The sequence below is a fragment of the Thermosporothrix sp. COM3 genome, from assembly GCF_059696735.1.
Window position 1 is genome coordinate 5,757,721 of sequence record NZ_AP019376.1, and the last position, 13,211, is coordinate 5,770,931.

Annotated in this window: 18 protein-coding genes; all 18 read right to left on the reverse strand. The window is 49.6% G+C overall.

Going from position 1 to position 13,211, the window contains the following annotated elements; genetic code table 11:
- Position 1: 1 nt before the first annotated feature.
- The 18 genes from KTH_RS24490 to KTH_RS24575 all read right to left on the reverse strand — a co-directional run bounded on the left by KTH_RS24490 (position 2) and on the right by KTH_RS24575 (position 13,205).
- Positions 2–403 carry a DUF3168 domain-containing protein gene (locus KTH_RS24490; protein WP_497621569.1) on the reverse strand — a complete coding sequence of 134 codons (402 nt, stop codon included), beginning with the start codon at positions 401–403 and terminating at the stop codon, positions 2–4.
- Positions 400–729: an HK97-gp10 family putative phage morphogenesis protein gene (locus KTH_RS24495; protein WP_111326220.1), complete on the reverse strand. Its 330-nt coding sequence runs from the start codon at positions 727–729 to the stop codon at positions 400–402. Before KTH_RS24495 ends, KTH_RS24490 begins: the two co-directional genes overlap by 4 nt.
- Before the next feature lie 20 nt (positions 730–749).
- Positions 750–1,118, reverse strand: a complete 369-nt coding sequence (locus KTH_RS24500) for a phage head completion protein (RefSeq protein WP_497621571.1) — start codon at positions 1,116–1,118, stop codon at positions 750–752.
- A complete protein-coding gene (locus KTH_RS24505) occupies positions 1,119–1,568 on the reverse strand; it encodes a hypothetical protein (RefSeq protein ID WP_497621573.1) in 450 nt (149 codons plus the stop codon).
- Positions 1,565–1,729 (reverse strand): hypothetical protein, encoded by a 165-nt coding sequence (locus tag KTH_RS24510; protein WP_497621575.1) that lies wholly within the window; start codon positions 1,727–1,729, stop codon positions 1,565–1,567. The genes KTH_RS24505 and KTH_RS24510 overlap by 4 nt, the downstream gene beginning before the upstream one ends.
- A gap of 14 nt (positions 1,730–1,743) precedes the next feature.
- A complete protein-coding gene (locus tag KTH_RS24515) occupies positions 1,744–2,793 on the reverse strand; it encodes a hypothetical protein (protein ID WP_497621577.1) in 1,050 nt (349 codons plus the stop codon).
- A 33-nt stretch (positions 2,794–2,826) separates the two neighbouring features.
- On the reverse strand, positions 2,827–3,222 hold the full coding sequence (locus tag KTH_RS24520) for a hypothetical protein (protein ID WP_111326224.1): 396 nt from the start codon (positions 3,220–3,222) through the stop codon (positions 2,827–2,829).
- A 17-nt stretch (positions 3,223–3,239) separates the two neighbouring features.
- The gene (locus tag KTH_RS24525) at positions 3,240–3,824 is read right to left on the reverse strand and encodes a hypothetical protein (protein ID WP_497621579.1); all 585 of its coding nucleotides are present in this window, start codon (positions 3,822–3,824) and stop codon (positions 3,240–3,242) included.
- A gap of 63 nt (positions 3,825–3,887) precedes the next feature.
- On the reverse strand, positions 3,888–4,493 hold the full coding sequence (locus KTH_RS24530) for a hypothetical protein (protein ID WP_497621581.1): 606 nt from the start codon (positions 4,491–4,493) through the stop codon (positions 3,888–3,890).
- A complete protein-coding gene (locus KTH_RS24535; RefSeq protein WP_497621583.1) occupies positions 4,490–4,690 on the reverse strand; it encodes a hypothetical protein in 201 nt (66 codons plus the stop codon). Before KTH_RS24535 ends, KTH_RS24530 begins: the two co-directional genes overlap by 4 nt.
- A 204-nt stretch (positions 4,691–4,894) precedes the next feature.
- On the reverse strand, positions 4,895–6,451 hold the full coding sequence (locus KTH_RS24540) for a phage portal protein (protein WP_497621585.1): 1,557 nt from the start codon (positions 6,449–6,451) through the stop codon (positions 4,895–4,897).
- Positions 6,452–6,453: 2 nt separating this feature from the next.
- Positions 6,454–7,920 carry a phage terminase large subunit gene (terL, locus tag KTH_RS24545; protein ID WP_497621588.1) on the reverse strand — a complete coding sequence of 489 codons (1,467 nt, stop codon included), beginning with the start codon at positions 7,918–7,920 and terminating at the stop codon, positions 6,454–6,456.
- 53 nt (positions 7,921–7,973) lie between these two features.
- The gene (locus KTH_RS24550) at positions 7,974–8,435 is read right to left on the reverse strand and encodes a hypothetical protein (RefSeq protein WP_111326230.1); all 462 of its coding nucleotides are present in this window, start codon (positions 8,433–8,435) and stop codon (positions 7,974–7,976) included.
- 382 nt (positions 8,436–8,817) lie between these two features.
- Entirely contained in the window at positions 8,818–9,189 is a 372-nt protein-coding gene (locus KTH_RS24555; protein ID WP_497621590.1) for a hypothetical protein, read from the reverse strand.
- 240 nt (positions 9,190–9,429) lie between these two features.
- Positions 9,430–10,176, reverse strand: a complete 747-nt coding sequence (locus KTH_RS24560) for a hypothetical protein (protein ID WP_497621592.1) — start codon at positions 10,174–10,176, stop codon at positions 9,430–9,432.
- 147 nt (positions 10,177–10,323) lie between these two features.
- Positions 10,324–11,433, reverse strand: coding sequence for a tyrosine-type recombinase/integrase (locus KTH_RS24565; RefSeq protein ID WP_497621594.1), 1,110 nt, complete (start codon positions 11,431–11,433; stop codon positions 10,324–10,326).
- Positions 11,426–11,638 carry a hypothetical protein gene (locus KTH_RS24570; protein ID WP_497621596.1) on the reverse strand — a complete coding sequence of 71 codons (213 nt, stop codon included), beginning with the start codon at positions 11,636–11,638 and terminating at the stop codon, positions 11,426–11,428. The genes KTH_RS24565 and KTH_RS24570 overlap by 8 nt, the downstream gene beginning before the upstream one ends.
- A 1,105-nt stretch (positions 11,639–12,743) precedes the next feature.
- Complete coding sequence (locus KTH_RS24575) at positions 12,744–13,205, reverse strand: hypothetical protein (protein ID WP_497621492.1); 462 nt, start codon at positions 13,203–13,205, stop codon at positions 12,744–12,746.
- Positions 13,206–13,211: the final 6 nt, after the last annotated feature.

Consider the following 13,211-nt stretch of genomic DNA (forward strand, 5'->3'; position numbering starts at 1 on the left):
CTTACTCCTGTGTCTCAATCCTGTATCTAACAGGCATGTGCCGTACATCTTCTTCTGGGTCGTTGAGAGATTCCGAGAATTCATACCAGCAACCAACCTGCGTCATAGTTGCAAGCTGAAGCGATTGCTGGTCAAGGATCTGATTCAACCTTGCAAGGATGGCTTGCGCTTCCTTGAATCCTTTTGCTGCACTCCAGATGTGGAGTGTTACCGTCGCTTCATAGCCGCGCCGCTGAAAGCTATGAAACGGGACTTCGGTTGCCTCACCAATGGTTACATAGGGATAAGTCTGAACATCAGGAACAGAACTTGCGTCAAATATCCCTTTGACCAGGTTCATCAGTGTGGTGTCGCCTGTAAGCCGCTGGTACAAGGCTCGCTGAATCTCTCCGAGTGAGGTCATAACTTCTTGAGCCTTTCAACAAGCCCTTTGCGAGAAATCTCAAACGCAGGCAGGAGATACGGTTGCGCCTGCATCTTTCGCGTCCCGAACTCGACATAGGGCGCATACTCGACATTCGTTCCAACTAGAACCTCGTACCTGTCTGTTTGTTCGTAGCTTATCGAGTTTTTCAGACGACCAGTCCGCACCGGCACCCGCTTCTGTGCTTCGTTTTTGCATTCTTTGCCCGTTGCCAGCAACTCCTGCTCTGTACGATTTTCCAGCTCGTCTACCGCCTGATCCAGATCAGCAAGTACTTTGTCCAGACCAACAATCTCAACTCCCATATCTCAGCTCCTTGCAAGGGTCATGCTAACTGCTCTACCGCAACCCGGCGCAAGACCTCATACGAGGTTGGGTCATAGAGGTCAATAACCTTGTAGGTGATGCCGTTGATTCTGAGCCTATCAGCGCCGCGGATGTCGGTCAGGCGCGGCACCAGAAGCCGTTTGAGCGTTTTGCCTTGCAGACGCTCCGCAATTACCACTTCCTGGGGAGATTGCCCTGAATCAATCAGCGCACATGGCACCGTCGCAACGACAGTCCATGTAATCTCTGTACCGCCCTGCCCGTCGGGCGTGCGTGTCTCTCTCAACACATCACACATATCCTTGAGGGCCAGTTCTGTTGCCAGGTCAGAAAATGCCTGTAAGTCCTCATCGCTAATAATCGTCATTTAGAACTCACTCCCGCTTGCTAAACCTGGCTCCAGAAAATCCAGTTGCAACCGCCCGAGCTGAAACCCCTGTGTAGTCTGCCCACCTACCTGAATATCAAGTCCAGCCAGCTCCGCTTCAGCGTCTTTCAAAAGCATTTGCACGCGGTCAAAGGCCTGTGAGCGAGACGCTTTGACCGGGCCGGGCAACTCCACATCAAAGCGAATAGCGAGCAAGCGTGAAAACCGCTTGAGCGCGTAATAGTTCAAAAGCGCGATGAACTTAAGCGTATCGGCTTGCGCAACATTGGCCGTTGGAAGATCCTGCTCTGCAACACCAAGATGGCGCAAGCTCATATCAATAGCCGTGCTGTAAGCATCGGCTGTCTGCTCTGGTGTAAACTTGGCCTCTATCGCCAGCTCTCTATATTCTTGCTGAAGGAAGCTCAAGGCGGCTGTTCGATCCATCACGCGTTGTCCTTGATTGGCAGGCCGTTAGCATCAACGAGCACGCCATTGACGACGTATCTCCCGCCTTCAGGGGCCTCGTCAAGCTTGCGCTCTGGCTCCACCCTTGCAAGGGGTTGCTGCTCTGTCTGCTTCTCTTCTTGCTGTGTTTTCTTCTCTGGCATTCCATCCACCTCGCTTAGAAGGTCGGGGTGACATATGTGCTCCCCCCGATGTACAAAACGGCACCGTTAGACCTCTCTTGCACCGCAATCCCGTACTCGCGTTCCATATACTGGGCATGCAAGGGGTAAGACTCTAACTCAGCGGCAATACGTAGCGACCCTGACTGAGCATCTCGCACCCGCATCGCGAGCGGTTTCGTCTGCGCCGGGTTGTACGCAAACAAGTAGTTATTTGGAATCCAGGGCTTCACCCAGATTTCTGCCGCCCCAAAGACTCCGATAGCCCGATTGTAGATGTTCATGGTATCAAGCGGCGTCCGGCCAACTGCCGTTGTAGTCGGAGGTAGCACCCGAGCGTCAACATACGCTGTAAAGCCGGATAAGCTGCGGACTGCTGCTTCTTGTGCCTGGCTGATGTACACCTTGATCGTACCGGTGTTGTAGTGTTCCAGCACTGTGTTAATCAAGCTATTGAGCGCATTCACATCTAGCGCTGAAACAGCCAAGTAGTGCGTATGAGTATTACCATCAAAGGCATTCTCATACGGATCGGGGGGAAGCGGTGTCCCGTCTGCATTGAGTAGGGCGCGAATGGGGAGATTCAAATTGTCAACCAATCTATCCAGATAGTTGAGATTATTTGTGGGGGTAAAGATGGCTTTCTTTATCTCGGTTTGCAGTCTCCTGATATCGGCTGTCATGGCCGCGTTCACCTGAGCAGCTATCTCCGCAACCGTGCGAGTTTGGAGATACTTACGGGTCCATTGCAATCCGACCTGGAATAGGCGGAGAGGGAAGCCGACGTTGACGCCAGTGGTTATTTTCTGTACATCTGGCGAGCTGTGCTCATCCCCTTCAATCATCGTCATGGTATCTACGCCACCGTAACGACGTAATCTATCTGTCGTTTGCTCAACGAGATCAGAAGTCATCATATTTACAATCTCGTTATGCGCGTCCAGAAATTGCTGTACAGCACGGTAGGTATTCTCTTCGCCATAATCTGCAATCAGCGTTCTATTTGCGGCTAAAGTATCCAGTATTTGGAGGGTGCCGTATGCCATCCTGTACTTTCCTTTCTAGTGCATCGGCACTACTTAGTAGCTTTTCTGAACGTAAATGCGGGTGCTATCCACGACACGGCCAATCACCGTCGTACCGCCTGTAGAGGGTGCGGTATCCAATCCACCCGGCACAGTCCCTGAGAGATACAACGAGGTGCCAGGAGTAAGATTCTTTCCGTAATTGAAGTTCACTCCCCAGTACAGGGAAAGAGACTCTCCAGGTGCAGCAGAAGTTGCGGCAAAGCCATCCACAACGGCATTGCCATCATTGGCTGCTCCACTCGCGCGGTAGATCTTGCCATCATTTTTGATAACGCAGGCATCTCCTGCGGCGATAACTTCACCCGCGTAGAGGCCAGATAACCGGTTATTTGGGGGCGGCGTGGCACTGGAAAGTGAGGGGGTGCCACTCTTTGTAATTGCGGCCATAGTATCCGTATGCTCCTTTAAAAGTTGTATAAACCACTGCGCATAAGACTTGTCGTGATTGCTTCACTCTTGTGTGACTGTCCTGTCGGTTTTGGGTTTGGTGCATTCCCCGGCAAACCAGCACGTCCTTGCTGCTCAAGCTTTGCCACCAGCGGTTTTGATTTCTCTATCCATGCCAGGCGCTCTTCAATCGGTGCATCAGCTCCGGGATCAAATACCTTGATCTCGTCAGGCCAGTCCTTGGTCTCGCTCTCAATCTGGCTTGCAAGGAGAGATGCAAGCTGATTGTAACGCTCAGAGATCGGCTCTAATTCATTCACTCTCGCCTGATACTGCTCTGCAAGCTGCTTATATTGGCCTTGCTCTTTCAGGCGTTGATCTTCTGCAAGGCGAGCCGCTTCTTCTTGCTCTTTGGCACGTTTGCGATAGGATGCGTTCTCTTTGCGCAAATCGGCAATCTCGCGCTGTAACGCTTCAAGAGATGGTTGATTTTCTGAGGACTTTTCACCCGCCTGGGGTTCCAAGTTGGCCGCCTGGGCCTGGGGACTACTGGTCGCCGCCTGGACGCCATCAGTAGTATTCGTGGTATTGTTGTTCTTCATACTGTACCAGATTCCTTTCAATTTGTAAAGACAACTCGAATAGAGTTTGTCAGTACCTGTCTGTTATTTGTATTGCATGGTGCAGCGACAGTGGCTCTTGCATTGTCGCTGACCAATTGGAATCAGCGAACCTATCGGTTGCCAGCCTTTGCGGGCTTCTTGCAAACAGCCCGTACAATGATCCGCGATACCTAGAATAGAGCGTTGCAAGCGTGCGCCACCGATACGGGCGACGCGCTCTCTCATCGCTTCATGGCTCCCTCTGGCCGCTTGCGTGTAGAGCGCACTCCTTGCAAGGAGGGTGCCATCTAATGCTTGCTTGCCGGTCTTGATGTCCTTCACAAAGCCCCTGAGAAATAGATACTGTTCCTTGAGCAAGTTCCCAACAAAGCCATAGTCGGCTGGCGACATGTTTTTTGCGCCACCATTGCCGATCATCGCCATCGCCACATGGAGTGGCTTCAGGATAGAAAGCATCCCGACTTGCCATTGAGCAAGCGAGATCGCGCGATCCGCGAGCTGCTGAGACAGATCGCGAATGCGCTGAGTCTCTTTGTCGATCACAGCATCAACTGCCTGCCTGACGATGCGTTCTGGCACAAAGCGGCCCGTTTTCAGATCCACATAGCGTCTGGCACGTGGATTGTAATTGTAGGCGAACTGACTCATTTTTTATCGGGCTCTGGCTCAACAATCTCTGCGTCGATCAATCCCTTGCAAGGGGGAGGCGCAGTGTTTTGCCAAAGCGCTTCTGCCTCTTTAATGTTGGTCTCGCTGACAAGAGCGAGAGCATCCAGATCGTCATCTGTCCATTCGATAGGCTCACCTAGCGGAACCGGCTTTTTCTTCGGTGACTTCCTCTGCATGCAGATCTCCTTTATAAACATGTTTGTACACATCGGCTGGATACTGGAAGGCAAGAGTAAGCAATGCTGTTTGATACTGCTCTTCATTCCATTGCTCCTGCTTGCACTTGTATTGCATATACAGTACATCCCGCATATATGGGACAGATGTATTATGACGCCTGGCCTGGATTAACGCGGGAAGAAGAAACATATGTTTGATAATCATTGCTCCACCCCTGGCACAATATCTTCTTGTGCCAAGAGCTGATCACGTTTAATCTGTTCTACCCGATCCTGACCCAATTGCGCAAGCTCCTCATCAGTCCAGCCCTCACCTCGCAAAACGAATTCCAGAGGCGCACCGGCTTGCACGGCCAGATTGACCCCCTGCCAAATCGCTTGTTTCTCTTGCGCCTGCTCCAGTCGCGTTGGAGTGAGCAGAGGCCTGGGCATAATCGACATGTCCAATTCTCCGCGCTGGTAGCTCTCAAGTGAGAACGGTAAGAACTTCTGTTGTTGGCGTGTGAGAGAGCGCCCCCACGCGCCACTATTGGCTCTGAAACCACCCATAGCACAGGCCATACGAAACAGGGAGATGCAAGCCTGGTCATAGTTGGCTTGCGCTTCCTGAACCCGGCTTGCGACATCTCCAACCAGGCGTGATGCAGCAGGCCCCGTCACCTGCGACATTGACCGAAGCTCGCGGTAAAAGATCAGCTCCGGGTGATCCTGCTCAATTTCGGCTAGTAGTTTGTCTATGTAGATATTTGCTGCTGACAGATCCAAATTCCCGGCCAGACTATCTACCTTCCCATCCTTTGGCCCTTTCAGCATGAGCAAGCTTTCCTGCTCACTGGCAGGCTCGTCAAAATCGTTCGTAGAGCCTCGCTTTTTCGCCCCGAACAAGTTGTTGACATTGCCGTCTGTCCACAAAACCAGAGGCGCACCGATGACCTTATGTACTTGGTCATGGATATGGCTTACCAGATTGTTCAATTCGTCAATTTTGCCCAGGCTCCCGGCAATTGCAGGACTGCCGTGGTCGGAACCAGTATCACAGTGTCGAATCCAGACGGCAGGCACAAAGCCATACGGGTTCTCTATCTCAGCGCCAAAGCCATAATCATAGGGGCGGTCATCTCTGAAATACCGGAATGATCCCTTGTCTACTTCTTTTCTATATTGGTATGACCCGGCTTCGTCTTTGGCCGTGTACTCAATCACGTATCCTTTGATATTGCCTGCAGCATCCAGCTCCAAAGATTTGACGTACCCCGGCCAGACGATTTCTGACGTGATCTTCCCTCGCTCAATGTCGTCGATCAGCTCAATGAGGACACTTCCCAGTGCGGCCCCATACCTGACAATCACGCTTTTGCGTGACTGCCAGTTGTTCCATGCCCAAAATTGAGCAATGGCCTGTACCAGTTCGGTTGGGGTATCGGAACTGAAGGGGATGGCGACAGGCGCGCCATCAGGAAGAGCTCGCCCGTCTTCTGAGAGCGCGCCGGGATAGACGACACCAGCATAAAAGTCTACAAGCCTCTTTGTCGGATTGTAGATCATTCGAATGTTGCGGTAGAGGTTATACTTAGCCTTGTACGCTGACCAGGCGTTCGACACACGGTCAAACATGCTATTATTGTAATAGCTCCATAACAATGCATATTCAGCAGCCCGGTTTTTGTATTCCGTGTACTCCGGCTGTTCCTCAAACACACGCTTAGCGGCAACGATAGCCGCCTTTCCAGCTTCCATAAGCTTTCCCCATAGTGCCATACTCAATATCCTAGAAAGCCACTGAGGGCTTGTGCTGTATCAATGTCCAGCGGTTCAATGTCTCGCTGGCCGTTCGTGGCCTCTTCTGCCGCCATGCTGATCACGTCAACCTGGTCATCATGTGCGCCCTTCGGGAATAACAGTAGCTCTGTCTCCAGATCATGCAACCAGGGGCCCCCCTGTCGAAAGTAGATCTTGCCATTCTCGAACCAGATAGAGGCTGTGGAGGCGCGTGTGACCTTATCTCGGACGGGTTGGTACTCCTTGCAAGGGATACCTTGAGACAAGGCCTGTTGCACAAGGGCGAGCTGATAGCCCACCTTCTCGATCTTGAAATACGCGTGAGGATAGTGGTGATGCAGACGCTGTATCAACTTGAACTGTTCAGGGTTACTGAAGCGGCCACGAATCACATCCAAAAGCAGAAGGTCATGCTCTGGTGTCATTGCCCACACTCCAAAGACCGTGTAGTCCGCATGCTGCTTACTGCTGATCGCCAGGTCTACGGTAATAAAGACACGCTCACAGTGCGCTTTGATGACAGCACGCCCCTCCAGTAGATAAGCATCTGCTGTCTCTCGAAAATACCGGAACCATTCCCGCCTGAATTGACCGCCACCACTTGGGACAGGCGTCTGCTGATACTGAGCTGCATAAGCCTGAGAGCCAAGCTGTTTCTTGAGCCGTGCAAGGGATTCGTGATCGAACCGTTCAGGCCAGAGCAACTCACCCTCTTCCTTGCGCGGATCTGTCCAACCAAGTGAGGTACGACAGCGCGTCGCTTCCTCGAATTCCGTTGGCAGATTCAGGTGTTCCCAACCCCCTAACTCTAAAATGTGTCCACTCACATCCTGCTGGTGGATACGCTGACCAACCACGACCATCGCACCTGTTTTCTGGTCATTGAGACGGCTCACCCACGTCTCGTTGAACCACTGAAGCGCGTTCAGTCTCTGCACATCGCTGGTCGCGTCACTGGCTGGATGCGGATCATCTATGAGAAGTCGATCTCCACCCTCTCCTGTCGTAGCAGCTCCGACACTGGTAGCCAGTCGATATCCTCGCTTGTCATTCTCAAAGCGACTCTTCATGTTTTGATCGCCTGCGAGCCTGAAAATATGCCCATAACGGGACTGGAACCAGGGTGACTGGATAAGTATCCGCGAGCGTCGGTTATCCCTGATTGATAAAGAGAGCGCATAAGAGGCGCACAGCCAGCGCAAAGATGGATCAAGCAACCATGACCAGACAGGCCACATCACACTGATCAGGGTGCTCTTTGCATGGCGAGGAGGCATGTTGACGAGGAGCCTCTGTATCTGTCCTGAACTCACTGCTTCAAGATGCTCGCTGATGGCATGGATATGCCAGCCATCCACAAACGGCGTTGACGGCTCCAAAATGTGCCAGGCGTCTCGGACAAAATCATAGAAGCGAGGTATATCCTGTGGCTGATCTTCCAACAACATGGATTCGAGAGCCGATAGAGCAGCTTTGTTCTTGTTCAAAAGTGGAAGCAGTCTCATTCGAGTGCTACCCCCAGTTTCTTAAGTGCTTCACTGAGCTTCTCCTGTTGTGCTTTGAGGGTGGCGATCTCCTCAGAGACAACCAGATGCTCCAGGACGAGCTGCGCCGCTTTGATCTGGGAATGAGCGGAAGGGGAGACATCTGCTTGAAGATGTCTCAAGAGGGCGGTTATGGCAAGCTCGCTATATTGAACTCGTCTCAGTGCGGCCTGCTCTTCATCATACTGCTTACATCGTTCCTGCCAATTGAATGTAGATGACCATGTAGCGAGTTGACGAAATAATGAAGCTGCGTAAGCCTCGCTCTTGAAGGTTTGTTGATGAACTGTTGAAGGTTTGTGGCGTTCCCGAACCATTTCTTCCGCAAGTCTGCGTAGACTCCGAGGCTGTGGCATGTCGCGATAAGCCAGAAAGGCCCGATAGGCTCTCGCTGTTTCTTTCTTTGGCTTATCATTCATGCAACATCACCTATTGAAAAAAGAGCCGGTAGGTAGAGCTTCCCCCTACTCTCTACCTCTACCCTCTACTCTCTACCGGCTCCAAGAGAGGAACCTGATGGGTTTACAACCACCATACTGGAAGGAGAATAACGACGCCCTACGACTCAAGCCGTGGGCTTCTCAAGTACGTGCTTGAACGTTTGTCCGAGTGCAAGAATGGTGATGGCGGCGTTGTGATCATGATAACGAATAGTTATCACAACACCAAAATTCATAACCTACAGTTATTATACCCCGTGTATCAGGACTTGTAAATACATTCTGACAAAACTCTCTTCAGAGCGTGAAAAAGCCGGGACACTCTTTCTGTCATCCCGGCAAAAGCTATTCTGGTAGCTCCCTATGTGCCTGCTGGCGGGCCTTCATTGTTTGTATCTTCTTTCTTGCCTACATGGCTTGTAGAGCCGTCTGAAGCCTCTAAAAAATTCAGTTGTACCGAATTTTCTAGCGCAAAATTGAGGACATCGCGCCGATCTTCCAGAGACCAGCGTTCCGGCGCATCTCCTTCCACGCGAACATACTGCGAGATGAATTGATAGAATTCAGCATCAGAGCAAGATTCAACGTTGGTTCGCTTGTCGGTATCGGGCAAGGTGAACCACAGGTCTGCCAGATCGAGGAGCGTGTATTTTTTCGGCTGTTTTTTCGGTGAGTCTGAATTTTTTACCGAATTGTTCTTCGGCTTCAGCGCGCCACTGGACTGTTTTGGCATGAAATTTGCCACTCCTTCTAAGATAATGCTGGTTGTAATAGATTCTCATGTCATCTGATAATCCACCAGGCCAATGACCCCGAACGATTCTATAGAGAATCAGTTCGCGTACCTGCTCATTGCTTCTCTGCCTGCCTCGTTTTTTATGCCAGACTAAAGCCGCTGGCGAAGCGGAGTGAGCAGGTGAACCTACCGAATTTTTTCCTGAATTTTCAGACTCGGTAGGTTCGGGAGAGGGGGCTAATTCCCCTGCTGATTGGCCTGGTTGTTCAGCAGAGGGGAGATAAAATTTCCGGAGATTGGCTTAATAATTTTTGGTGCTGGTTGTACTGTAGCCTGAGCTGGCGGCAGTGAGGCCGCTTGAGCTGGTGGTAAAGAAGCAGTCTGTGTAGGTGCAAGCTGGTGACGGGCGGTAGGTGGGGCCTTCCGCTTTTTCTCGTTTAATGATCGCAAATCTTCGTACGCTTTTTCTACTTCTGTTATATAGTCTATATCACGGCGAATTGCCTCGGCAGGACGATTCGCCAAAATATAGACAATCGTGCCAATAAGCCAGGGAGAAAGGGCCAGTAGTTCTAATACGATGCCAAGCAGGAACTTGCCGGGCAAGGGGATCGGCTCCAGCATGAGCCTATAAATAATACCAGCAGAGTCCATGAGAAACACGAACCATTTCATACAATCCACAATGAGTGTATATGAAGGGCTGTTGAAACGGACTTTATACTCGCTACTGTACTTTGTCCCGTGAACCGCTTCATAATCGAGAATGTATGACTTCAACTGATGGCCGTATGTAAACAAAACGATTGCCATAATTGCGACCACTGGGCTCACAATTGTTGCCAGCACATACGACCAGGAGAGGCCGAGAGCAGGTTGCAAACCGACTCCAATCATGAACCAGATGCCTGCGGCAAATAAAGCCTCAAGCGCGATGACGGATAAGAGAATGAGAATTCCCCCAAGAGTGCGAAAGTAATTCATTTTTCCGTCCTTTCAGGATATAATGTCGCTTAGTCCTGAACCTAGTAACAGGACTGCTGGCCGGGAAGGTGCCTTCGACACCAGCCCGGCTGTTCAATCAGAAGCTACAGAGGAAATGTTCTGTAGTTCCCCTTGCAAGGGAAAGAGCTAGAGGGTATCGAGTACCGACTTTGCCCCTCTCCGTGCTTCTGACTGTTTCAAACTCTTTAGGTATTCTTCTGTGACTTTCACAGAGGAATGGCGGAGCAGTTTGGAAAGCGTATATATGTCCCCTCCGTTGCGTATAAACATTGCTGCAAAGGTGTGCCTGAAAGTATGGGGAGTACATCTTACTCCCTCTATTTCTGCCCATTCACCTAATCTTTCAATCAACCTCTCTAAGCCTCTAACTGTTAACCCTCCTCCTGACCGGCTCATAAAGAGATTCGCTTTTTGTATCGCCTGTGCCTTAAATTGTTGTGCGCTACGAGTAGGCAGTTTTTTAAGCTGGCTTTCAATTGCAAACTCTATTGTTGGCACTCGGAACATACGTATGTATTTTTGTAAGAGCCGGCGTGTTTTCTCTCCCATGCCAACTTCACCCCATTTTCCCCCTTTCCCAAGTACCCGAACGTAAGAATCTTTTGTGTCTAGGCTTACATTCCCTATAGTGAGAGAAACGAGTTCGGAAGCTCGGATACCTGTATCTACAAGCAGTGCAAGGATGGCCTGATCTCGTATTTGCAGATGTTCAGACTCCTCATATCTGCACGCATCAAAAAGAGCTTCTAGCTGTTCAGGCGAGAAGACCTCGATAATGGTTTTTACCACTGTTGGGAGCTTAATTTTGTTTATGCTTTTAGCATCAAGTATATCGCTATACTGCTCATCCTCCAGACACCAACTGAGGAAGCGTTTAGCCACTCTTACATAGCTGGCCAGGGTGTAAGTGGATATCTCACTTGCAGCAGATCTTGATGGCTTGTGTGTTTGTTGTAAGTATTCCACAAAGCACTGAATTACATGGTGGTTTATCTGATTCAACATGATCGGTTCATATTTTTTCCCTACTGGCAGAGCATACCAGGATTTCTTGTTTTTATCCTGCAATATGGTATGAGATGCACACCATGCTGCAAACTCAGGAAGCTCCTGGGAGTATTCTTGCTTGGTGGAGGGCCGCAATCTTTTAAATTCAGGAGAAGCAAAGAAATCATATACTGCTTCCTGAACGGGAATTTGTAGAGATGACTCCTCACGCTTTTTGATTTTAGGCATGCGCACCCCCTTGCAAGGGAGAATAGGGATGAACCGTTACCTTTTGCAAAAAACTAGCCCGTAAAACCGCACTACAAGCCATTTTATAATGGAACAGGTTTTGTAAACCGCCGGCCGGGGGTTCGAATCCCTTCACCGGCTCTTTGATTCCAGGTGGCTTGATAAGCCACTTTTTCTTTTTTTGGTGTGTTGAAAATGTCAACATAACCGTTGCTCCTTCTTTGAAAACCGTTGTCTTAGCGTAAACAAAACCGCTGCTCTACCCCTGAGCTACACCGGCTTGGTTTTCTAAAAGGAAGTATACCATGTTTTATCAAATTTGACGCAAGTTTCTTTTATTTTTAGCCATTTAAGCAATACCTCACAATCTTTCTAATTGAGCACTGATTGTGCCCTTTTGCAATACTATTTTAGGCCGTGCAAGGCAAGGAGTAGATCAGAGTCTGTAGTTTGCGTTCCACAAATTTGCTCCAGGCAGGGTGGAAAGCCGATGAAGAGATGTGCAGAAACTGAAGACTACAGATACTACAGACTATTCCCTTAAAAAGTCTGCACTTTTCGCTTTAAGTTATTTGGGCTCAGTTTTCGATACCTGGCGGGGGCCTTTAAAGAATCTGCACTTTTTGCCAGAGTATTCTAAAAAAATGGAGGTTTGGCTTTTCTGATGAAGCTTCTCAAGCAACGTCATCCACACAATCTACAGAAACTGCAGAACTACAGAAACCAAAGAAACCCCCAAAAATTGTCTGTAGTTTCTCTTCCGTGCAAGGGGGTCCTACAAACAAAATTCTGTAGTTTCTCCTCTTTACCTGCAGCTTGCACTGGCTTGTAGAGCCAAACGAACAAAACTACAGAAACTACAGACTACAGAAACTAAAGAAACCCCTGAAAATCGTCTGTAGTTTTTACTCCGTGCAAGGGGTTGCCCCTCTTCCCTGGAAGATTCCTCATGTTGTCCGTACAAATGCCCTCTCTAATAGGATATCTTGTCATAACAAGACTGTTGTACTTACGACATAATTATATTCATAATAATATTATTATGATAATAATATTATTATTTAAAATAATAACTATTTTAGAATAGATAGCGTTGTATGGACATCCTGTACTGTGCCCCTTGCACGGAAGAGAAACTACAGACCATTTTCGGGACTTCTTTGATTTCTGTAGTTCTGTACTTTGCAACTTCATTGGCTTTATAAGCCAATGGAAGCTACAGACAGGTGCAGAAAAAAAGAAGAAACTACAGAAACCCGTCTGTAGTTTCTCCCTTGCAAGGGGTAGGCTCCGCTTTCACGCGTGGGGTGCTACAGAAAGTATATCTTTGGTGTCAGAGCCAGCATGACGACGCCAACGGGAAAACCCACAACGGTAGCGCAGACCATAAGTGCAATGAGAAGCCAGGACGTTCCGAGCCATGAACCAATGACACAGAAATAGAGAAGCCTGATGAGGAGAGGCAGCTTCTTTTTTTGTACATTGACGACGTTTACCACGTTTTGCACCTGGGGCTGAACCACTATGTGCTGAGGCGGCATCATCACCTGTTGTTGTGGATACAGAGGCTGCTGCTGCATCGGATAGGACGGCTGTTGCGGATAAGATGGCTGTGGCGCTGGATAGGGGTGTTGAAGCGGTTGTTGTGGCGCGTAGGGCTGTTGGGATGGCTGTGGATAGGTTGGCTGCGGTGGCGCGAATGTCGGTTGTGAAGTATATCCTGCTTGATAGTCATGAGAAAAATGCTCTTGTGATGAGGGATGTTGATACATAGGTTC